Origin of the sequence: Streptomyces sp. Y20 (genome assembly GCF_043195475.1) — a bacterium.
GTDB lineage: Bacteria > Actinomycetota > Actinomycetes > Streptomycetales > Streptomycetaceae > Streptomyces.
Genome location: NZ_JBIDDP010000004.1, coordinates 204,226 through 223,950, shown reverse-complemented (window position 1 = coordinate 223,950; position 19,725 = coordinate 204,226). Strand labels below are relative to the sequence as shown.

Genomic DNA, 19,725 nt, shown 5'->3' with positions numbered 1-19,725 from the left:
ACGCGGTCACCACTTCGGGAGGGGCCCCTGTGACAGGTCTGTGACAGTCGGCGGACACGGCGATGAAGGTCCCCCGGCAGTCTTTTGGTCACGGGCAGGGGCCACCGGCCGCAACCGGCCCGGTACGACCGAGTCACCGGAAGTCCACCACGGGGAGCGCGAGATGAACACGCTGCACGGCATGAGCACGAGCGCAGTGGTCACGCGTCTGCACGACGTGCACCGGGGACCGGAGAAAGCCGGTGCCGGCACGGGCACCTCCCTGCTCGAGCGCAATCGCGAGCTCGGGGGAGGGCGGGGATGCGCCCGCGCCGGCACGGGGCGTCAGCACACCGGGCTCATGACGGTGGTTGACGCGCACACGGGGGAGACGCACGGGGGAGCCGCGTACGGGGAGGAACCGGGGGAGCGTCGCTCGCTGTCCGAGGCGGAGTTCACCGCCTACGTCCAGGAGCGCCGCGCCTCCCTGTACGCCACCGCCTACCACCTGACCGGGGACCGCTTCGAGGCCGAGGACCTGCTCCAGAGCGCGCTGTTCTCGACGTACCGGGCGTGGGAACGGATCAGCGACAAGGCGGCGGTCGGCGGATACCTCCGCCGCACCATGACCAACCTGCACATCAGCGCCTGGCGGCGCCGCAAGCTCAACGAGTACCCGACCGAGGAACTGCCGGAGACGCCCGGCGAGACGGACGCCATGCGCGGCACCGAGCTGCGCGCGGTCCTCTGGCAGGCGCTGGCCCGGCTGCCCGAACTCCAGCGCACCATGCTGGTCCTGCGCTACTACGAGGGCCGCACCGACCCGGAGATCGCGGAGATACTCGGCATCAGCGTCGGCACGGTCAAGTCCAGCATCTGGCGGTCGCTGCGCCGGCTGCGCGACGACGAGGTGCTCAGCTTCGGCCGTGACGAGGAGAGCGCCTTCGGCGAACTGGTCGCCTGAGCACGGCGGCGACGGGGCGACGGGGGAGAACCGGGGACCACTGGGGGGTGGGACCACGGGGTGACACGGGGGAGGAACAGGAGCGGGACCGGTGGGCCAGGGGGGTCCGGCCGGTCCCGCTCCTGCGTGCGTCAGGGGCGGGCGGGCGTCACGCCGCCGTCTGCTGCCGCGCCTGCCGGCCCGCAGCCGCTGCCGCCAGCCGGCCGAGTGCCTCGTCCCGGTCGCAGGGGTGCGCGCCCAGGGACACCTGGCGGGTGACGATCGAGCGTTCCGCGCGCATCAGCCGCCAGCCGCGGCGCAGCAGGAACGCCACCGACTTGCGGCCCTCCCTGAGGTCGCGCAGGAAGCGGCGGCGGAAGGTGGTGAACGGGCCCCGGGTCAGGCACAGGGCGTCCGCGAGCAGGCCCCGTTCCCGGCAGCGTCCGACGATCTCCGCGGCGAAGACGCCCTCCGCGATGAACAGCGGGGAGCCCCCGATGCGCAGGGTCTCCTCGCCGGTACGGGCGCTCAGCGCGATGTCGTACACCGGAACCGGCGTCGAACGTGCGGCGCACAGCCGGGCGATGGCCTCGACGGCGACGTCCGCGTCCCAGGAGCCCGGGTGGTCCCAGTCGATGTCGGAACTCCCCGGCACCAGCGGCAGAGTCGGGTCGTCACCCTCCTTGTAGAAGTCGTCCAGGCGCAGGACGGGAAGCCCGGAACGGGCGGCGACGAGTGACTTGCCCGAGCCCGAGGGGCCGCACAGCAGCACGACACGGGCGGGGGCCGGAGGATGAATGCTCACGGAACACCAGTTTGACGCATGGGGAGCGCTCTGCCGACCCCGCGGGTCGGCTTTTGAGCGTGAGACACACCTCAACTACCCTGCGTGTCGACAGCCTCACCCTGCGCTCCAGAAGGTGGCACCAGCGATGGCCCGACACACCTCCCACCAGCACCCCGCCGCGCAGCGCGCCCTGATCGCCCTGGCGTCCGCCGGAGCGATCCTGGGCGCGGGGGCGGCGACGGCGTCCGCCGGCTCGATCCCGGCCGCGGGCCTGACCCACCGCTCCGTGGATCTCGGCAACGTCGACCCGCAGGCGGCCACGAGCACCGCGACCGGCATCCTCGGCTACGTCACCGGCCCGGTCGCCGGCCTCAAGCCCAACCCGCTCGCGGGCACCGGTGTGGACCCGCTGGACAACGGCGTGGAGACCCAGCTCGCGGACTTCCGGCCCGTCAGGTCCAGGGACTTGACGGGCCCGCTGGCCGAGGCCCCGTCGATCGGCAGCGCGCCGGTGGTGGGCGGGGCGCTGGGCACCCCGGGCCGCTGACGGCGATCTCGGGAGCGGCGCGCGACCGTACGGCCCGCCGGGGCCGGTCCGCGGCCGGCCGGCAGGGACGCCCGCGGTTGCCCGCCGCGTCCCGTCGCCGCGCGTCGCCCGAGTCACCCCGCGTACGTCAGTACGACGAACCGGAGGCGCCCAGCGACCCCGTCGGGTGCCAGACGGTCTTGGTCTCCAGGAACGCGGCCATGCGGTCGGTCCCCGGCGTCCGCGAGTAGTCCACAGGCTGTGGACGCAGAACCCGCTTGAGGTTGTCCGCCGCCGCGATCTCCAGCTCCTTGGCCAGCACCTCGTCGGCACCCGCGAGGTCGATCGCGTTGACGTCCTGGTGTGCGGCCAGGGGCGCGGCGATCTCCGCCGTACGGCCGGACAGGATGTTGACCACACCGCCCGGGACGTCGGAGGTGGCCAGCACCTCGGCCAGGGACAGCGCGGGCAGCGGGGCGTTCTCGGAGGCCACCACGACCGCCGTGTTGCCGGTCGCGATCACCGGCGCCAGCACCGACACCAGACCGAGGAACGACGACTCCTGCGGGGCCACGACGGCGACCACGCCCGTCGGCTCGGGGGAGGAGAGGTTGAAGTACGGGCCCGCGACCGGGTTGGCGCCGCCGAGCACCTGGGCGATCTTGTCGGTCCAGCCGGCGTACCAGACCCAGCGGTCGATGGTGGCCTCCACCTGCTCGGCGGCCCCGGACTTCGACAGGCCCTCCGCGTCGGCGACCTCGCGGACGAACTGCGCCCTGCGGCCCTCCAGCATCTCCGCCACGCGGTACAGGACCTGGCCGCGGTTGTAGGCGGTCGCGCCGGACCAGCCGCCGAACGCCTTGCGCGCGGCCACGACCGCGTCACGGGCGTCCTTGCGGGAGGACTGGGGAGCGTTCGCCAGCCACTTGCCCTTGGAGTCCGTCACCTCGTACACCCGGCCGCTCTCGGAACGCGGGAACTTCCCGCCGACGTACAGCTTGTAGGTCTTGAAGACGCTCAGACGGTTGTGGTCAGACATCGAGGTACGCCTCCAGGCCGTGACGGCCGCCCTCGCGGCCGAAGCCCGACTCCTTGTAGCCGCCGAACGGCGAGGCAGGGTCGAACTTGTTGAACGTGTTGGACCAGACGACACCGGCGCGCAGCTTGCCGGCGACGGCCAGGATCCGCGAGCCCTTCTCGGACCAGATGCCTGCCGACAGGCCGTACTGCGTGTTGTTCGCCTTGGCGACCGCCTCGTCGGGCGTGCGGAAGGTGAGGACCGACAGCACCGGGCCGAAGATCTCGTCGCGCGCGACGGTGTGCGCCTGGGTGACGTTCGTGAAGAGCGTCGGCGCGAACCAGTAACCGGACGACGGCAGTTCGCAGGACGGAGACCAGCGCTCGGCGCCCTCCGCCTCGCCCTGCTCGGTCAGGGTGGTGATCCGGGCCAGCTGCTCGGCGGAGTTGATCGCGCCGATGTCGGTGTTCTTGTCCAGCGGGTCGCCGAGGCGGAGCGTGGACAGCCGCCGCTTGAGGGAGTCCAGCAGCTCGTCCTGCACGGACTCCTGGACGAGCAGGCGCGAGCCCGCGCAGCAGACCTGGCCCTGGTTGAAGAAGATGCCGTTCACGATGCCCTCGACGGCCTGGTCGAGCGGGGCGTCGTCGAAGACGATGTTGGCGCCCTTGCCGCCCAGTTCGAGGGTCAGCTTCTTCCGCGTGCCGGCGACGGTCCGCGCGATCTCCTTGCCGACCGCGGTCGAACCGGTGAAGGCGACCTTGTTCACGTCCGGGTGCGCGACGAGCGCGGCGCCCGCGTCGCCGTGGCCCGGAAGGATGTTCACGACACCCTTGGGCAGACCCGCCTGGCGGCAGATGTCCGCGAAGAAGAGCGCGGAGAGCGGGGTGGTCTCCGCCGGCTTCAGGACGACCGTGTTGCCGGTCGCCAGCGCCGGGGCGATCTTCCACGCCAGCATCAGCAGCGGGAAGTTCCACGGGATGACCTGGCCGGCCACGCCCAGCGGCCGCGGGGCGGCGCCGAAACCGGCGTGCTCCAGCTTGTCCGCCCAGCCCGCGTAGTAGAAGAAGTGCGCGGCGACCAGCGGGAGGTCCGCGTCGCGGGTCTCCCGGATCGGCTTGCCGTTGTCCAGCGTCTCCAGGACCGCCAGCTCACGGCTGCGCTCCTGGATGATGCGGGCGATGCGGAACAGGTACTTGGCGCGCTCGGAGCCCGGCAGCGCCGACCACTTCCCGAACGCGGCGCGGGCGGCCCGGACGGCACGGTCGACGTCCTCGGCACCGGCTCGGGCGACCTCGGACAGCACTTCCTCGGTGGCCGGCGAGATGCTCTTGAACACCCTGCCGTCGGCCGCCTCCGTGAACTCGCCGTCGATGAAGAGGCCGTAGGAGGGGGCGATGTCGACGACGGAGCGGGACTCGGGCGCCGGTGCGTACTCGAATGCGGAGGACCGCTTCTCGATGGTCATGGTGATCAGTCCACCGTTACGTAGTCGGGGCCGGAGTAACGGCCGGTGGCCAGCTTCTGCCGCTGCATCAGCAGATCGTTCAGGAGGGAGGAGGCGCCGAAGCGGAACCAGTGGTTGTCCAGCCAGTCCTCGCCGGCCGTCTCCTTGACGAGGACGAGGAACTTGACGGCGTCCTTGGAGGTACGGATGCCGCCGGCCGGCTTCACGCCGACCTGGACGCCGGTCTGGGCGCGGAAGTCCCGTACGGCCTCCAGCATCAGCAGCGTGTTGGCGGGCGTGGCGTTGACCGCGACCTTGCCCGTGGAGGTCTTGATGAAGTCCGCGCCCGCGATCATGCCGAGCCAGGAGGCGCGGCGGATGTTGTCGTACGTGGACAGCTCACCGGTCTCGAAGATCACCTTCAGCCGGGCGTCCGTACCGCAGGCCTCCCGCACGGCGACGATCTCGTCGTACACCTTCAGATACCGGCCCGCGAGGAACGCGCCCCGGTCGATGACCATGTCGATCTCGTCGGCACCGGCGGCGACGGCGTCCCGCACGTCGGCCAGCTTCACGTCGAGCGCGGCGCGGCCGGCCGGAAAGGCGGTGGCCACCGAGGCGACCTTCACGCCGGAACCGGCGACGGCCTCCTTGGCGGTGGCCACCATGTCGGGATAGACGCAGACCGCGGCCGTGGTGGGGGCCGTCCGGTCGGTGGGGTCGGGGTGGACCGCCTTGGCGCCGAGCGCCCGGACCTTGCCCGGGGTGTCCGCGCCTTCCAGCGTCGTCAGGTCGACCATCGAGATGGCGAGGTCGATGGCGTACGCCTTCGCGGCGGCCTTGATCGAACGGGTGCCGAGAGACGCGGCGCGTGCCTCCAGGCCGACCGCGTCCACGCCGGGCAGCCCGTGCAGGAAGCGGCGCAGCGTGCTGTCGGACGCGGTGACGTCGGCGAAGGAGCTACCGCCCGCGCGCTCGGCAGTGGGCGACTGTGCTGTGGGTGCAGTACGGGGCATGGTCACCAGACGAGCATATCTACGCGCGTAGCGGCTGTACACCCCCGGCTCTCGTCCGGGCGCCGTCCGGCTCGGCCCGCACCGCCGTCCCGCCGCCCTCGCGCAGATCACGGATGGGCGCCGGTTGCCGGGCACGTGGCCGCGCCGCCGGAGCCGTCGGGCAGAATCGGGACCATGACCACCCCCGACCACCCGTCACCCGCGTCCCAGCCGCCGGCACCCGCCGTCAAGGACCGGGTCTACCGCTCGCCCCTCGGCCTCACGGGCGGTGCGCTGCTGCTCGTGGTCGTGCTCTGGCTGGGCTTCGACGCGCTGTTCAAGGGCCACGGCCGGACCCCCTGGCTGGCGCTCGCCGCCATGATCCTGGTCCTGCCGCTGCTGATCGCCTACACGCTCCGCCCGGCGGTCTTCGCCAACGAGGACCGGCTGCGCATCCGCAACCCCTTCCGTGTGATCACCTTGCCCTGGGGCGAGGTCGCCGGTCTGCGCTCGGGCTTCACCAACGAGGTCGTCGCCAGGTCCGGCGCCAAGTACCAGCTGTGGGCCGTCCCCGTCTCCCTGCGGGCCCGCAAGAAGGCGGCCCGCCGCCAGCAGCGGGCGGCGGCCGACGCGGCGCGCGGTGTCACACCGGGCGGCGCCGGTTCCCAGGGAGGGGGGCTCGCGCCGAGCGGCTTCGGCTTCGGCGGATTCAGCCTGCGCGGCGGCGACACCGGCCCGGCCCGGGCGGAGAGCGACCAGATCATCGACCAGCTGAACGAGATCCGGGACCGGCGCTGCGAGGCCGGCGAGGCCCAGGGCGAGCCGACGGTCCGCTGGGCGTACGAGGTCGCCGCGCCCGCGGTGGCGGGAGCCGTGCTGCTGGCGATCCTGCTGGTCGTGGGCTGAGGTTCCCCACGGGGGGTGGGCCGGGCGGCCGGCCGCCCGGACGGCGGGCAGCTGGCGGCGAGTTCCTGAGCGTGGAGGAACCGGCAGGTGCCGGGACCGCTCCCGAGGGCCGTGCCGCAGGCGTGCCGTACGACGGCGCCGGGCGGCGTAGGTGGAGCTGCGCGGGTCGGCGCCGCGTGGCCCCGGCACCTGGCCCGGGGGTACGTGACGTCCGCCGTGCGCGGAAACGGGCTGAGGCTGGACGGCGCCCGCCGGCCCTGGCTGGAGCGCGAGCCGGGTCACCCGCCCCCCTTCGGGCGGACCCCCGGCGAGATCACCGCCCTGCGGCGCACCCCCGGGCCGCGCCCGGCCGTGGCCGCCCGGACGGCGGCTGTCCTGCTCCCGGCCCGACGCCGTGGCGCCGGGCGGCCTTGGGGGCCGTCGAGGAACGTGACCAGAACCCGCGACCGCCCGCCGGGAACCCTCGGGGTACCGGCGGGCGAACCCGGGTCAGATGCCGGCGGCCGCCGACAGGTCCCGCCTGACGGCGTTCAGCAGCTCGGCCGCACGGGCGCGGGCGGCCGGCAGCCCGGCGTGGTCCGCGACCGGTACGACGACCTCCAGGTAGCACTTCAGTTTCGGCTCCGTGCCGCTGGGCCGGACGATGACCCGGGCACCCGTGAGGGTGTAGCGCAGGCCGTCGGTGGGCGGCAGCCGGTCCGTGCCCAGGCTGAGGTCCTCGGCCCGGGTGACCGGCAGACCGGCCAGCTCCGCCGGCGGCTGCTCGCGCAGGCGGCGCATCGCGTCGGCGATGAGGGAGAGATCCTGTACGCGGACCGACAGCTGGTCGGTGGCGTGCAGGCCGTGTTCGACGGCCAGGTCGTCCAGGAGGTCGAGCAGGGTGCGGCCCTCCTCCTTGAGCACCGACGCCAGCTCGGTGATCAGCAGCGCGGCGGTGATGCCGTCCTTGTCGCGCACGCCCTCGGGGTCCACGCAGTAGCCGAGGGCCTCCTCGTAGCCGTAGCGCAGGCCGTCGACGCGGGCGATCCACTTGAAGCCGGTCAGTGTCTCCTCGTACGGCAGCCCCGCCTTCCCGGCGATCCGGCCGAGGAGGGAGGAGGAGACGATCGACTCGGCGAAGGTTCCCCGCGCGCCGCGCCGGACCAGGTGGGCGGCGAGCAGGGCGCCGACCTCGTCACCGCGCAGCATCCGCCAGTCGCCGCCGTCCCTCACGGCCACCGCGCAGCGGTCCGCGTCCGGGTCGTTGGCGATGACCAGGTCCGGGTCGGTGGCGCGGGCCCGGGCGAACGCCAGGTCCATGGCCCCCGGCTCCTCCGGGTTGGGGAAGGCGACGGTCGGGAAGTCCGGGTCCGGGTCGGCCTGCTCGGCGACCAGCACCGGCTCGGGGAACCCGGCGCGGGCGAAGGCGGCGAGCAGGACGTCCCTGCCGACGCCGTGCATCGCCGTGTACACGGTGCGGGCGGTGCGGGGCGAGCCGGCGCCCAGGACGGCGTCCGTACGGGCCAGGTAGGCGTCCAGGACCGCGTCGTCCAGGGTCTCCCAGCCGGACTCCGGGCGCGGTACGTCGTCCAGGGAGGCGATCGCGTCGATCTCGGCGGCGATCTCCGCGTCGGCGGGCGGGACGATCTGCGAGCCGTCGCCGAGGTACACCTTGTAGCCGTTGTCCCGGGGCGGGTTGTGGCTGGCGGTGACCTCCACGCCCGCGACCGCGCCGAGGTGCCGTATGGCGAACGCCAGCACGGGCGTGGGCAGGGGACGCGGGAGCACGGCCGCGCGCAGGCCGGCGCCGGTCATCACGGCGGCCGTGTCGCGGGCGAAGTCGGCGGACTTGTGGCGGGCGTCGTAGCCGATGACGACGAGCCCGGCGCCGTCGCCCCCGTGGGGGGTGCCGTTCTTCTTCAGGTACGCGGCGAGGCCGGCGGCGGCACGGATGACGACGCCGCGGTTCATGCGCATCGGACCGGCGCCCAGTTCGCCGCGCAGGCCGGCGGTGCCGAACTGGAGGGTGCCGCTGAAGCGGGCCGCCAGTTCGTCCGTCTCGCCGGCGTCGATCAGCCGGGCGAGTTCCTCACGGGTCTCCGCGTCGGGGTCCTCGGCCAGCCATGCCTTGGCCCGGGCGATGAGATCGTCGTGCACCTTGGGATCAACCTCTCCTGTGATTTGCCTGGTCCGCCGGGGGCTCGCCCCCGGACCCCCGTCCTTGCCCCCCCGCCCCCCGACTCGGCCGGCCGGAGAGCGGCCCGGCGGCCCCCGGCCACCGGCGGCGGTATCCACGCCCCGCTCGACGCCGGACGCGGCCACCCACCCGCTCGGGGCCTGCCGCGCCCCGCTCGACGCCGGACGCGGCCACCGTGTCTCCTGGGCGCGGCGCGAGCACCGCGCCCGCGGCTCAGATGCGGCCCAGCACCTGGCCGAGCAGCTGGCCCATCCGGGCGGCCGAGTCGCGGCCGGCCTGGAGGACCTCCTCGTGGTTGAGGGGCTCGCCCGTCATGCCCGCGGCGAGGTTGGTGACCAGGGAGATGCCCAGGACCTCGGCGCCGGCCTCACGGGCGGCGATGGCCTCCAGGACCGTGGACATGCCGACCAGGTCCGCGCCGATGACGCGGGCCATACGGATCTCGGCCGGGGTCTCGTAGTGCGGGCCGGGGAACTGGGCGTAGACGCCCTCCTCCAGCGAGGGGTCGATCTCCTTGCACAGGGCGCGCAGGCGGGGCGAGTAGAGGTCCGTCAGGTCGACGAAGTTCGCGCCGACGATCGGGGAGGTCGCCGTCAGGTTGATGTGGTCGCTGATCAGCACGGGCTGGCCGGGGCGCATGCCCTCGCGCAGACCACCGCAGCCGTTGGTGAGCACGATGGTCTTGCAGCCGGCGGCGACGGCGGTGCGCACCCCGTGGGCGACGGCGGCGACGCCACGGCCCTCGTAGTAGTGGGTGCGGCCCAGGAAGACCAGGGCCCGCTTGTCGCCGAAGGAGTACGAGCGGACCTTGCCGCCGTGTCCCTCGACGGCCGGCGGCGGGAAGCCGGGCAGCTCGGTGACCTGGAACTCGGCGTCGGGTGCGCCCAGGGCGTCGACGGCCGGAGCCCAGCCGGAGCCCATCACGAGGGCGACGTCGTGGGTCTCGGCACCGGTCAGCGCGCGCAGGCGCGCGGCGGCGGCGCCGGCGGCGGCGTGGGGATCGCTCTGGATGTCGTCCGGAAGGAGAGATGCGTTCACGCCGTCGAGAGTAACCGGTCTTCGCCTACGCGCGTAGATGACAGACCCCACGGGAATCGGTTCGTTGCCTTGTCGTTTTCCACGAGGGAGGGGACGAATCGGTGGAAGGCAGGGAAGAACGGCGCGAAAACCGCAGGGCAATGGGTAGGGCGGTCCCGGGAGGGACGGCTCAGCAGGGGCGCTTGCGGAGTTCCATCACATAGTCGTGCGGGGCCCCCGCCGACTCCGCGGCGTCGGCGATCTCGCCGAGGTAGCGGGCGGAGGGCAGGCCGCCCTCGTAGCCGTCCAGGACGTACGCCCACGACGGCTCCTCGCCGTCCAGGGTGTGCACGCGCACGCGTACCCGCCGGTAGATCCCGAGGCCGACGCCCTCCCACCGGTCGAGCGACTCCTCGTCCATGGGGGCGAGGTCGTACAGGCCGACGAAGACCTGCGCCAGCGGGTCCTCGACGATCGTCGCGAGCGCGCCCTCCCAGCCCAGCTGCTCGCCGCCGAAGGTCAGCCGCCAGCCGTTCAGCCAGCCGGTGGCGCGCAGCGGGGAGTGCGGGGCGCGGCGGGACATCAGCCGCGCGTCGAGGTTGCCGGCGTACGCGGCATAGAGCGCCATGGACAGAGGGTACGGCAGCCGCACCGCGAGCCTCCCGCGCCCCGGGAGTGCGCCCGTGGCGCCCCCGGGCAGTGGCACCTTGGAGCGTGCGGGACAATGGGGTACGTGACTCGGATCGTGATCATCGGTGGCGGACCCGGCGGATACGAGGCGGCCCTGGTGGCCGCCCAGCTCGGCGCGGAGGTGACCGTCGTCGACTGCGACGGTCTGGGCGGAGCGTCGGTGCTGACCGACTGCGTGCCGTCGAAGACCCTAATCGCGACGGCCGAGGTGATGACCACCTTCGACTCCTCCTACGAGGAGCTGGGCATCATCGTCGCCGACGACACCCCGCCCCTGGAGCAGGCGGCCCGGGTGGTCGGCGTGGACCTGGGCAAGGTCAACCGCCGGGTGAAACGCCTCGCGCTCGCCCAGTCCCACGACATCACCGCCTCCGTCACCCGCGCCGGCGCCCGCGTCATGCGCGGACGCGGCCGGCTGGACGGCATGCAGGCCCTCGACGGGTCCCGCAAGGTCGTCGTCAGCACCGCCGACGGCACCGAGGAGACCCTCGACGCCGACGCCGTCCTCATCGCCACCGGCGGCCACCCGCGCGAACTGCCCGACGCCCAGCCCGACGGCGAGCGCATCCTGAACTGGACCCAGGTCTACGACCTCACCGAGCTGCCGGAAGAGCTGATCGTGGTCGGCTCCGGTGTGACCGGTGCCGAGTTCGCGGGCGCCTACCAGGCCCTCGGGTCCAGGGTGACCCTGGTCTCCTCGCGCGACCGGGTGCTGCCCGGCGAGGACCCGGACGCCGCCGCCGTCCTCGAGGACGTCTTCCGGCGCCGCGGCATGAACGTCATGGCCCGCTCCCGCGCGCAGTCCGCCAAGCGCGTCGGCGACCAGGTCGAGGTGACGCTGGCCGACGGCCGGGTCATCACCGGCTCGCACTGCCTGATGGCCGTCGGCGCCATCCCGAACAGCGCGGGGCTGGGCCTGGAGGAGGCCGGCGTCAAGCTGCGCGAGTCCGGGCACATCTGGACCGACAAGGTGTCCAGGACGACCGCTCCCGGCGTCTACGCGGCCGGTGACGTGACGGGTGTGTTCGCCCTCGCGTCCGTCGCCGCCATGCAGGGACGCATCGCCATGTACCACTTCCTCGGCGACGCGGTGACCCCGCTGAACCTGAAGACGGTGTCCTCCAACGTCTTCACCGACCCCGAGATCGCCACCGTCGGCTACACGCAGGCGGACGTCGACGCGGGCAAGATCGACGCCCGGGTCGTGAAGCTGCCCCTGCTGCGCAACCCGCGCGCGAAGATGCAGGGCATCCGGGACGGCTTCGTGAAGATCTTCTGCCGGCCGGGCACGGGCATCGTCGTCGGTGGTGTGGTCGTGGCGCCGCGCGCATCGGAACTCATCCACCCCATCTCGATCGCCGTCGACAACAATCTGACCGTCGAGCAGATCGCGAAGGCCTTCACGGTGTACCCCTCCCTTTCGGGGTCGATCGCGGAGGTCGCCCGGCAGCTGCACACCCGCAAGGCGGGCGCCGAGGCCTGACCGGCCGGATCCGGCGTTCCGCCGGTCACCGAGAGTCGTGGCGTGTGCGAACGGCATAGTCGGGACGGATAGGCCCTATACCATCTCCGCTCCCACCATGCGAACAACTTCTGTTATTCGGCGCATACTGCTGAAACCAGACGGTCGCTGGGGTTACTGTCAGTTTCGTGTTCGCTGCTGAACGTCGCCAATTGATCCTCGAAATGGTGCGAGCGAACGGTGCCGTGTCGCTCCGTGAACTCGCCCGCGTCGTCCAGACCTCCGAAGTGACCGTACGGCGGGACGTGCGCGCACTGGAGGCAGAAGGACTCCTCGACCGCCGGCACGGCGGTGCGGTACTGCCGGGTGGGTTCACGCGAGAGTCCGGCTTCCCGCAGAAATCCCATCTCGCGACCGCCGAGAAGACGGCCATCGCCGACCTCGCCGCGGGTCTCGTCGAAGAGGGCGAGGCCATCGTGGTCGGCGCGGGTACCACCACGCAGGAGCTGGCCCGCCGGCTCGCGCGGGTGCCCGGACTGACCGTCGTCACCAACTCCCTGCTGGTGGCGCAGGCCCTCGCCCACGCCAACCGGGTGGAGGTCGTGATGACCGGCGGCACCCTGCGCGGCTCCAACTACGCCCTCGTCGGCTCCGGCGCCGAGCAGTCCCTCCAGGGGCTGCGCGTGTCCAGGGCCTTCCTGTCGGGGAGCGGGCTCACCGCCGAGCGCGGGCTGTCCACGTCCAACATGCTCTCGGCCTCCGTCGACCGCGCGCTCGTCCAGGCCGCCGCGGAGGTCGTGGTCCTCGCCGACCACACCAAGCTCGGCACGGACACCATGTTCCAGACCGTGCCGACGGACCTCATCACCCGCCTGGTCACCGACGAGCCGCCACCGCACGACGACCGCGCCGGCACGGAGTTGCAGGCGCTCGCCGACCAGGGGGTGCAGATCGCCGTGACCGGGGCGAACGGGAACCCGGGGGGTGAACAAGGGCCCGCGGTGCGGCGCGCTCCCCTGCCGGGGCCCAGAAGAGGGCACGTGCCGCTCCGCTCCGCGGGGCTGGGGGAGCAACCGGCCGGGTCCGACCGGGGCCGGGTGGCCGACCTGCGCCGCCGGTAGCCGCCGTACGGCCCGCACGCGTGACGGGCGCACGGGGACCGGGGTACCGCGCGCACGGGCGTACGGGAACCGGCCTACCGCCCGTACGGGCGTACGGGCGTACGGGCGTACGGGAACCGGCGTACCGCGGGCGCGGGCGTACGGGAACGCCCGGTGGACCGACGTCACGGTCCACCGGGCGTCTCGCGTGCCCTGCGGGTCAGTCCTTGATCTCGCAGATCGCCGCGCCCGACGTGACGGACGCGCCGACCTCGGCGCTCAGGCCCTTGACGGTGCCCGCCTTGTGGGCGTTCAGGGGCTGCTCCATCTTCATGGCCTCCAGGACGACGACCAGGTCGCCCTCCTGCACCTCCTGGCCCTCCTCGACCGCGATCTTGACGATCGTGCCCTGCATCGGCGAGGCGAGGGTGTCACCCGAGGCGACGGGCCCGGACTTCTTCGCCGCCCGCCGCTTGGGCTTCGCACCGGCCGCCAGACCCGTGCGGGCCAGGCTCATGCCGAGCGAGGACGGCAGGGACACCTCCAGGCGCTTGCCGCCGACCTCGACGACGACCGTCTCCCGGCCCAGCTCCTCCTCCGCCTCGGCGCCGGCGGGGGCGGTGAAGGGCTTGATGTCGTTGACGAACTCGGTCTCGATCCACCGGGTGTGAACCGTGAAGGGGTCCGTGGAACCGGTCAGCTCGGGGGCGAACGCGGGGTCGGTGACCACCTTGCGGTGGAAGGGGATCGCGGTGGCCATGCCCTCGACCTGGAACTCCTCCAGGGCGCGGGCGGCCCGCTGGAGAGCCTCCGCGCGGGTGCGGCCGGTCACGATCAGCTTGGCCAGCAGGGAGTCCCAGGCCGGGCCGATGACGCTGCCGGACTCCACGCCCGCGTCCAGCCGGACACCGGGACCGGACGGCGCCGCGAACTCGGTGACCGTGCCGGGGGCGGGCAGGAAGTTGCGGCCGGGGTCCTCGCCGTTGATGCGGAACTCGAAGGAGTGCCCGCGCAGGGCGGGATCGTCGTAGCCGAGTTCCTCGCCGTCGGCGATGCGGAACATCTCGCGCACCAGGTCGATGCCGGCGACCTCCTCGGTCACCGGGTGCTCGACCTGGAGGCGGGTGTTGACCTCCAGGAAGGAGATGGTGCCGTCCTGGCCGACGAGGAACTCGCAGGTGCCGGCGCCCTCGTAGCGGGCCTCGCGCAGGATCGCCTTCGACGCCCGGTACAGCTCCGCGACCTGCGCCTCGGACAGGAAGGGCGCGGGGGCCTCCTCGACCAGCTTCTGGTGGCGGCGCTGGAGGGAGCAGTCACGGGTGGACACGACGACGACGTTGCCGTGCTTGTCGGCCAGGCACTGGGTCTCCACGTGGCGGGGCCGGTCGAGGTAGCGCTCGACGAAGCACTCGCCGCGGCCGAACGCGGCGACGGCCTCACGGACCGCCGAGTCGTACAGCTCCGGGACCTCCTCCAGCGTCCGGGCGACCTTCAGGCCGCGGCCACCGCCGCCGAAGGCGGCCTTGATGGCGATGGGCAGGCCGTTCTCCCGGGCGAAGTCGACGACCTCGTCGGCGCCGCTGACGGGGTCCGGGGTGCCCGCGACCAGGGGGGCACCGGCGCGCTGGGCGATGTGGCGGGCGGCGACCTTGTCGCCGAGGTCGCGGATGGCCTGCGGGGGCGGGCCGATCCAGATCAGACCGGCGTCGAGCACGGCCTGGGCGAACTCGGCGTTCTCCGAGAGGAAGCCGTATCCGGGGTGGACGGCGTCCGCACCGGACTCCCGGGCGGCACCCAGGACCTTGTCGATGTCCAGATAGCTGGTGGCCGGGGTGTCACCGCCCAGGGCGAACGCCTCATCCGCGGCGCGGACATGCAGAGCGTCCCGGTCCGGGTCGGCGTAGACGGCCACGCTCGCGATCCCGGCGTCCCGGCAGGCCCGGGCCACGCGGACAGCGATTTCGCCACGGTTGGCGATGAGCACCTTGCGCACGATTGAGGCTCCCTCCTTGAAACAAGCCGAGTTTAGGGACTGCCGACACGGCACTTCGACCCGTCCCCACTGGTGAGCTTGCCCACACGGAGCGTGATGCGGGGCTCGCCCTACCCGCGAAAGCCCTTGTCGCACCGCCGTACGCAGGACTCCTGCGGAAAACCCTAGCTCCGCCGTGTGGTCAAGGTCTCTGTGAGAGCGTGCTGCGGCCCACTCCGAATCTTTGTCGAGTCCCTACGAATGGCCCAATGATTCTTTGCTGCCACCCGAACCCTTGTCCCCGGGTTTACCCGTTAGTAGCGTTCGAGCTGTCCCGAACGTACCTGAGGTAACAGGCTGCTGGTGTGAGAGTGGGTGGGGGCCGGTGGTGCGCAGACCGGTGGCGTGGCTCGTGACGGTCGTCCTGCTCGCGGAGGCGGTCGGCGTCGCGGCGCTCAACTGGGTGCTGGGAACGGTCGTGGACCGGCAGCACATGTCCCTGGCCGGACTCGACCCGTCCGTGATGGCGACGTCCTCGAAGATCGGCGGCATCGTCTTCGGCGCCTACTTCGCGCTGTGCGCCCTGGTGTCCCTGCTCGTGGCGGTCCGCGACCGCGCCCCGGCCGGCTTCGGCCGGGTCCTGCTGATCAGCGCCGCCGTGGTGCACGGCCTGCTCGGCGCGTTCGCCTGGGGGCTGGTCGGCTGGACGGCGTTCCTCTTCATGGTCGTCGTCCTCGGGCTGATCGTCCTGCTCCTGATGACGTACGACCGCGCGGGCGGGCCGCAGAGCGCCGCCCCGGGCCCGGCGCCCGGCGCGGGCGACGGGCCGGCCACGCGGGCCGAGCCGGGTGCGGCCCCCGTCGGCGCGGGCGCGTCGGCGGACCGTACGGACCAGCCGTGGGACGGGGGCGACGAGCCGCAGGACTCCGTCCCCCCCGCCCAGGTCACCCGCCCGGCGCCCACAACTCCGTGATGCCCACGCCCAGCCGGGCGAGGAGCCTGCGGAGCAGGGGCAGGCTGATGCCGATCACGTTGCCGTGGTCGCCCTCGATGCCCTCGATGAACGGCGCCGAACGGCCGTCCAGGGTGAACGCCCCGGCGACGTGGAGGGGCTCGCCGGAGGCCACGTAGGCGGCGACCTCCTCGTCGCTCGGGTTGCCGAAGCGGACGACGGTGGAGGCGGTCGCCGACACGTAGCGCCCGGCCTCGGTGTCCCACACGCAGTGGCCGGTCTGGAGCACGCCGGCGCGCCCGCGCATCGCCTGCCAGCGGGCGGTGGCCTCCTCGGCGTCGGCGGGCTTGCCGAGCGCCCTGCCGTCCAGCTCCAGCACCGAGTCGCAGCCGATCACCAGGGCGCCCCGCACCTCCGGCTTCGCCGCGACGACCGAGGCCTTCGCCTCGGCCAGCGCGAGCGCCAGCTCCGCCGGGGTGGGGGCGGTGACGGCGTCCTCGTCGACGCCGCTCACGATCACCTCGGGGGCGAGGCCGGCCTGCCGGAGCAGGCCGAGCCGGGCGGGGGACTGGGAGGCGAGCACGAGTCGCCTGCGGTGCGTGGCAGTCATGCCGCCAGGTTAGTCAGCGCCGGCCGGCGGGCTCACCGCAGACCGATCACAACCATGATCAGGATCATGGCCGAGGCCAGGAAGAGGCCGAGCCGCCGCAGCATGTCCTGCGCGTCGCGCAGCTCTTGTGGCGGCTCGTCCTCGGGGTCTGACCACAGCATCCTCCCAGCGTGCGACGCCGGTGGCGGCGGTGCCTGAGTACCCGTACTCAAGTTGCGCCGGGCCGCCCCTCAGCTCGGCCAGTAGGTGCGGGTCCAGGATGCCGGGCCCGGCGCGGGCACCCGGGCGGCCGCGATCCGCGCCGGGTCGGCCCACGCGTCCTTCGGTCCCTCGGCCCCGGACGGCACCGCGGCCGCCGCCGCGGCGGCGCGGACGCGGACCACCGCCAGGGCGGCGGCCAGCTCCTCCGGGGTCGGGTTGCCTCGTACGACCTTGATGTTCATGACCGCTCCCAGGGTCGGCGGGGCCTAGAGGGGGATGTTGCCGTGCTTCTTCGGAGGCAGGGATTCCCGCTTGGTGCGCAGTTGACGCAGCCCCCGGACGATGTGGGCGCGGGTGTCCGACGGCATGATCACCGCGTCGATGTAGCCGCGCTCGGCCGCGACGTAGGGGTTGAGGAGGGTGTCCTCGTACTCCTGGATCAGCCGGGCCCGCACCACCTCGGCGTCCTCGCCGCTCGCCTCCGCCTCGGCGATGGTGCGCCGGTGCAGGATGTTGACCGCGCCCTGGGCGCCCATGACGGCGATCTGGGCGGTGGGCCAGGCGAGGTTGAGGTCGGCACCGAGGTGCTTGGAGCCCATGACGTCGTAGGCACCGCCGAAGGCCTTGCGGGTGATGACGGTGATCAGCGGGACGGTGGCCTCGGCGTAGGCGTAGATGAGCTTGGCGCCGCGCCGGATGATGCCGTCGTGCTCCTGGCCGACGCCCGGCAGGAAACCGGGGACGTCCACGAAGGTCAGCACCGGGAGGTTGAAGGCGTCGCAGGTCCGCACGAACCGCGCCGCCTTCTCGCTGGCGGTGATGTCCAGGCAGCCGGCGAACTGCATCGGCTGGTTGGCGACGATGCCGACGGGACGGCCCTCGACCCGGCCGAAACCGGTGAGGATGTTCGGCGCGAACAACGCCTGCGTCTCGAAGAACTCGGCGTCGTCCAGGACGTGCTCGATCACCGTGCGCATGTCGTACGGCTGGTTCGCGCTGTCCGGTACGGCGGCGTCCAGCTCGCGGTCCTCGTCGCCGACGGTGAGGTCCGCCTCCTCGGGGAAGAGCGGCGGCTCGGAGAGGTTGTTGGACGGCAGGTACGACAGCAGTTGCTTGACGTACTCGATGGCGTCCTTCTCGTCCCCGGCCATGTGGTGGGCGACGCCCGAGGCGGTGTTGTGGGTCCTGGCCCCGCCCAGCTCCTCGAAGCCGACGTCCTCGCCGGTGACGGTCTTGATGACGTCCGGTCCGGTGATGAACATGTGCGAGGTCTGGTCGACCATGACCGTGAAGTCGGTGATGGCCGGCGAGTAGACGGCACCGCCGGCGCAGGGGCCGACGACCAGGCTGATCTGCGGGATGACCCCGGAGGCGTGCGTGTTGCGGCGGAAGATCTCGCCGTACGCGCCGAGGGAGGCGACCCCCTCCTGGATCCGGGCGCCGCCGGAGTCGTTGATGCCGATGACCGGGCAGCCGGTCTTCAGCGCGAAGTCCATGACCTTCACGATCTTCTGGCCGTAGACCTCGCCGAGCGCCCCGCCGAAGACGGTGAAGTCCTGCGAGAACACGGCGACCGGCCGGCCGTCCACCGTGCCGTACCCGGTGACGACACCGTCCCCGTACGGGCGGTTGTCCTCCAGTCCGAAGTTGGTCGACCGGTGCCGGGCGAACTCGTCCAGCTCGATGAAGGAGCCCTCGTCGAGGAGCAGCTCGATCCGCTCACGGGCCGTCAGCTTGCCCTTGGCGTGCTGCTTCTCGACGGCGCGCGCGGAGCCGGCGTGCGTCGCCTCGTGGATGCGCCGCTGGAGATCCGCGAGCTTGCCCGCGGTCGTGTGGATGTCGATCTTTTCGATCTCGTGACGCTCTTCCGGCTCGGACATCGGGATGCGGCTCCCTGCCTGCTCAAAAGGGGGGACGGTTACTCATCCGTAGCGTAGTGGCGTGCCTACCGATCAGCACTGCGTCGTTTACCACACCTAGGGTGGCTTGCATGACGCCGCACAATCCATCAGACGACAGCCGCTGGTCCGACCTGGACCGCCCGCCTCTGAACGCCACGGCACTGCGGCGGGGGCTGATCCGGGAGGGCAGCCTGTACCGCGCCGTCGAGGTCGTGCAGCGGACCGGTTCCACCAACTCCGACCTCGCCGCGTCGGCCGCCGCCGGCACCGCCGACGAGGGCGCGGTCCTCGTGGCGGAGGAGCAGACGGCCGGCCGGGGCCGGCTGGACCGGCAGTGGACGGCGCCGCCGCGCTCCGGCCTCTTCTTCTCCGTCCTGCTCAAGCCCGCCGAGGTGCCCGTGGCCCGCTGGGGCTGGCTCCCGCTGCTGACCGGGGTCGCCGTCGCGACCGGCCTGTCCCGGGCGGCAAGCGTCGACACGGCACTCAAATGGCCGAACGACCTGCTGCTGACCGTGGGCGGCGAGGAACGCAAGGCCGGCGGCATCCTCGCGGAGCGGGCCGGCACGGACGGCGTCGTCATCGGCGTCGGCATCAACGTCACCCTGCGGGCGGACGAACTCCCGGTCCCGCAGGCGGGCTCCCTGGTCCTCGCCGACGCCCTCACCACGGACCGCGATCCGCTGCTGCGTGCGGTGCTGCGGTCACTGGAGGACTGGTACCGCCGCTGGCGTGCCGCCGGCGGCGATCCGGCGGCGAGCGGCCTCCAGGAGGCGTACACGGCGGGCTGCGCGACCCTCGGCCGGACGGTGCGCGCGGAGCTGCCGGGCGACCGGTCGCTGGTGGGGGAGGCCGTGGCGCTGGACGGCGACGGGCGGCTGGTCATCGCCACGGAGGCGGGCGTGCAGGAACCGGTGGGGGCGGGGGACATCGTCCACCTGCGGCCCGCGTGACGGCGCTCGGGGCGGGCGGGCGACGGCCCTGACCGTCCGCGTCCGGCCGGAAGGCGGATCCCCTGCGGGAGCGGTGCACGCGGATCCCCCGCGGGT

At 72.8% G+C, this 19,725-nt stretch carries 19 protein-coding genes; 7 read left to right on the top strand and 12 right to left on the bottom strand.

Translation table 11 applies throughout. From position 1 onward, the window contains the following. Positions 1-163 precede the first annotated feature (163 nt). Entirely contained in the window at positions 164-943 is a 780-nt protein-coding gene (locus tag ACGFT1_RS12390; RefSeq protein ID WP_373908937.1) for a SigE family RNA polymerase sigma factor, read from the top strand. Between the two features lie 148 nt (positions 944-1,091). Here the strand turns inward: ACGFT1_RS12390 and ACGFT1_RS12385 are convergent, their stop codons facing one another. Then, a complete protein-coding gene (locus tag ACGFT1_RS12385; protein WP_373909220.1) occupies positions 1,092-1,694 on the bottom strand; it encodes a uridine kinase in 603 nt (200 codons plus the stop codon). A gap of 160 nt (positions 1,695-1,854) precedes the next feature. Between ACGFT1_RS12385 and ACGFT1_RS12380 the strand changes: the two genes are divergently transcribed. Continuing rightward, the gene (locus tag ACGFT1_RS12380) at positions 1,855-2,256 is read left to right on the top strand and encodes a hypothetical protein (protein ID WP_373908936.1); all 402 of its coding nucleotides are present in this window, start codon (positions 1,855-1,857) and stop codon (positions 2,254-2,256) included. Between the two features lie 127 nt (positions 2,257-2,383). Here the strand turns inward: ACGFT1_RS12380 and ACGFT1_RS12375 are convergent, their stop codons facing one another. The 3 genes from ACGFT1_RS12375 to deoC are packed head-to-tail and all read right to left on the bottom strand — an operon-like array spanning position 2,384 to position 5,713. After that, complete coding sequence (locus tag ACGFT1_RS12375; protein ID WP_373908935.1) at positions 2,384-3,274, bottom strand: aldehyde dehydrogenase; 891 nt, start codon at positions 3,272-3,274, stop codon at positions 2,384-2,386. Beyond that, on the bottom strand, positions 3,267-4,718 hold the full coding sequence (locus tag ACGFT1_RS12370) for an aldehyde dehydrogenase family protein (RefSeq protein WP_373908934.1): 1,452 nt from the start codon (positions 4,716-4,718) through the stop codon (positions 3,267-3,269). The genes ACGFT1_RS12375 and ACGFT1_RS12370 overlap by 8 nt, the downstream gene beginning before the upstream one ends. A 5-nt stretch (positions 4,719-4,723) precedes the next feature. Further along, positions 4,724-5,713: a deoxyribose-phosphate aldolase gene (gene deoC, locus ACGFT1_RS12365; protein ID WP_373909219.1), complete on the bottom strand. Its 990-nt coding sequence runs from the start codon at positions 5,711-5,713 to the stop codon at positions 4,724-4,726. Positions 5,714-5,887: 174 nt separating this feature from the next. Here deoC and ACGFT1_RS12360 point away from each other — a divergent pair, with 174 nt between their 5' ends. Beyond that, the gene (locus ACGFT1_RS12360; RefSeq protein WP_373908933.1) at positions 5,888-6,598 is read left to right on the top strand and encodes a PH domain-containing protein; all 711 of its coding nucleotides are present in this window, start codon (positions 5,888-5,890) and stop codon (positions 6,596-6,598) included. Positions 6,599-7,087: 489 nt separating this feature from the next. Here ACGFT1_RS12360 and ACGFT1_RS12355 read toward each other — a convergent pair whose 3' ends face one another. The 3 genes from ACGFT1_RS12355 to ACGFT1_RS12345 form a co-directional block, all read right to left on the bottom strand. After that, entirely contained in the window at positions 7,088-8,734 is a 1,647-nt protein-coding gene (locus ACGFT1_RS12355) for a phospho-sugar mutase (protein ID WP_373908932.1), read from the bottom strand. Positions 8,735-8,987: 253 nt separating this feature from the next. Continuing rightward, positions 8,988-9,812 carry a purine-nucleoside phosphorylase gene (locus ACGFT1_RS12350; protein ID WP_373908931.1) on the bottom strand — a complete coding sequence of 275 codons (825 nt, stop codon included), beginning with the start codon at positions 9,810-9,812 and terminating at the stop codon, positions 8,988-8,990. 169 nt (positions 9,813-9,981) lie between these two features. Next, entirely contained in the window at positions 9,982-10,419 is a 438-nt protein-coding gene (locus ACGFT1_RS12345; RefSeq protein WP_361988859.1) for a gamma-glutamylcyclotransferase, read from the bottom strand. Positions 10,420-10,515: 96 nt separating this feature from the next. On the opposite strand from ACGFT1_RS12345, the gene ACGFT1_RS12340 reads away from it, so the two are divergent. After that, positions 10,516-11,964 carry an NAD(P)H-quinone dehydrogenase gene (locus ACGFT1_RS12340; RefSeq protein ID WP_373908930.1) on the top strand — a complete coding sequence of 483 codons (1,449 nt, stop codon included), beginning with the start codon at positions 10,516-10,518 and terminating at the stop codon, positions 11,962-11,964. 167 nt (positions 11,965-12,131) lie between these two features. Beyond that, positions 12,132-13,064: a DeoR/GlpR family DNA-binding transcription regulator gene (locus ACGFT1_RS12335; RefSeq protein WP_373908929.1), complete on the top strand. Its 933-nt coding sequence runs from the start codon at positions 12,132-12,134 to the stop codon at positions 13,062-13,064. Between the two features lie 199 nt (positions 13,065-13,263). On the opposite strand, the gene ACGFT1_RS12330 is transcribed toward ACGFT1_RS12335, so the two are convergent. Next, positions 13,264-15,036: a biotin carboxylase N-terminal domain-containing protein gene (locus tag ACGFT1_RS12330; protein WP_373908928.1), complete on the bottom strand. Its 1,773-nt coding sequence runs from the start codon at positions 15,034-15,036 to the stop codon at positions 13,264-13,266. A 364-nt stretch (positions 15,037-15,400) separates the two neighbouring features. On the opposite strand from ACGFT1_RS12330, the gene ACGFT1_RS12325 reads away from it, so the two are divergent. Then, positions 15,401-15,988, top strand: coding sequence for a hypothetical protein (locus tag ACGFT1_RS12325; protein ID WP_393733239.1), 588 nt, complete (start codon positions 15,401-15,403; stop codon positions 15,986-15,988). Here ACGFT1_RS12325 and ACGFT1_RS12320 read toward each other — a convergent pair. From ACGFT1_RS12320 to ACGFT1_RS12305, 4 genes are all read right to left on the bottom strand, one after another. After that, a complete protein-coding gene (locus tag ACGFT1_RS12320; protein WP_373908926.1) occupies positions 15,960-16,577 on the bottom strand; it encodes a nucleoside triphosphate pyrophosphatase in 618 nt (205 codons plus the stop codon). The two genes, ACGFT1_RS12325 and ACGFT1_RS12320, sit on opposite strands and share 29 nt — an antisense overlap. A gap of 32 nt (positions 16,578-16,609) precedes the next feature. Further along, positions 16,610-16,738, bottom strand: a complete 129-nt coding sequence (gene mmpB, locus ACGFT1_RS12315; protein WP_356818443.1) for a morphogenic membrane protein MmpB — start codon at positions 16,736-16,738, stop codon at positions 16,610-16,612. Positions 16,739-16,807: 69 nt separating this feature from the next. Continuing rightward, positions 16,808-17,020, bottom strand: coding sequence for an acyl-CoA carboxylase epsilon subunit (locus ACGFT1_RS12310; RefSeq protein ID WP_356818441.1), 213 nt, complete (start codon positions 17,018-17,020; stop codon positions 16,808-16,810). 24 nt (positions 17,021-17,044) lie between these two features. Then, entirely contained in the window at positions 17,045-18,658 is a 1,614-nt protein-coding gene (locus tag ACGFT1_RS12305; RefSeq protein ID WP_373908925.1) for an acyl-CoA carboxylase subunit beta, read from the bottom strand. A gap of 110 nt (positions 18,659-18,768) precedes the next feature. Between ACGFT1_RS12305 and ACGFT1_RS12300 the strand changes: the two genes are divergently transcribed. Beyond that, positions 18,769-19,629: a biotin--[acetyl-CoA-carboxylase] ligase gene (locus ACGFT1_RS12300; protein ID WP_373908924.1), complete on the top strand. Its 861-nt coding sequence runs from the start codon at positions 18,769-18,771 to the stop codon at positions 19,627-19,629. Positions 19,630-19,725 lie beyond the last annotated feature (96 nt).

Bases quoted from the DNA above. Each gene is read 5' to 3' on its own strand.
- ACGFT1_RS12390 (WP_373908937.1), top strand. From the start codon at position 164: ATGAACACGCTGCACGGCATGAGCACGAGCGCAGTGGTCACGCGTCTG.
- ACGFT1_RS12380 (WP_373908936.1), top strand. From the start codon at position 1,855: ATGGCCCGACACACCTCCCACCAGCACCCCGCCGCGCAGCGCGCCCTG.
- ACGFT1_RS12375 (WP_373908935.1), bottom strand. From the start codon at position 3,274: ATGTCTGACCACAACCGTCTGAGCGTCTTCAAGACCTACAAGCTGTAC.
- ACGFT1_RS12370 (WP_373908934.1), bottom strand. From the start codon at position 4,718: ATGACCATCGAGAAGCGGTCCTCCGCATTCGAGTACGCACCGGCGCCC.
- deoC (WP_373909219.1), bottom strand. From the start codon at position 5,713: ATGCCCCGTACTGCACCCACAGCACAGTCGCCCACTGCCGAGCGCGCG.
- ACGFT1_RS12360 (WP_373908933.1), top strand. From the start codon at position 5,888: ATGACCACCCCCGACCACCCGTCACCCGCGTCCCAGCCGCCGGCACCC.
- ACGFT1_RS12345 (WP_361988859.1), bottom strand. From the start codon at position 10,419: ATGGCGCTCTATGCCGCGTACGCCGGCAACCTCGACGCGCGGCTGATG.
- ACGFT1_RS12340 (WP_373908930.1), top strand. From the start codon at position 10,516: ATGGGGTACGTGACTCGGATCGTGATCATCGGTGGCGGACCCGGCGGA.
- ACGFT1_RS12320 (WP_373908926.1), bottom strand. From the start codon at position 16,577: ATGACTGCCACGCACCGCAGGCGACTCGTGCTCGCCTCCCAGTCCCCC.
- mmpB (WP_356818443.1), bottom strand. From the start codon at position 16,738: ATGCTGTGGTCAGACCCCGAGGACGAGCCGCCACAAGAGCTGCGCGAC.
- ACGFT1_RS12310 (WP_356818441.1), bottom strand. From the start codon at position 17,020: ATGAACATCAAGGTCGTACGAGGCAACCCGACCCCGGAGGAGCTGGCC.
- ACGFT1_RS12305 (WP_373908925.1), bottom strand. From the start codon at position 18,658: ATGTCCGAGCCGGAAGAGCGTCACGAGATCGAAAAGATCGACATCCAC.
- ACGFT1_RS12300 (WP_373908924.1), top strand. From the start codon at position 18,769: ATGACGCCGCACAATCCATCAGACGACAGCCGCTGGTCCGACCTGGAC.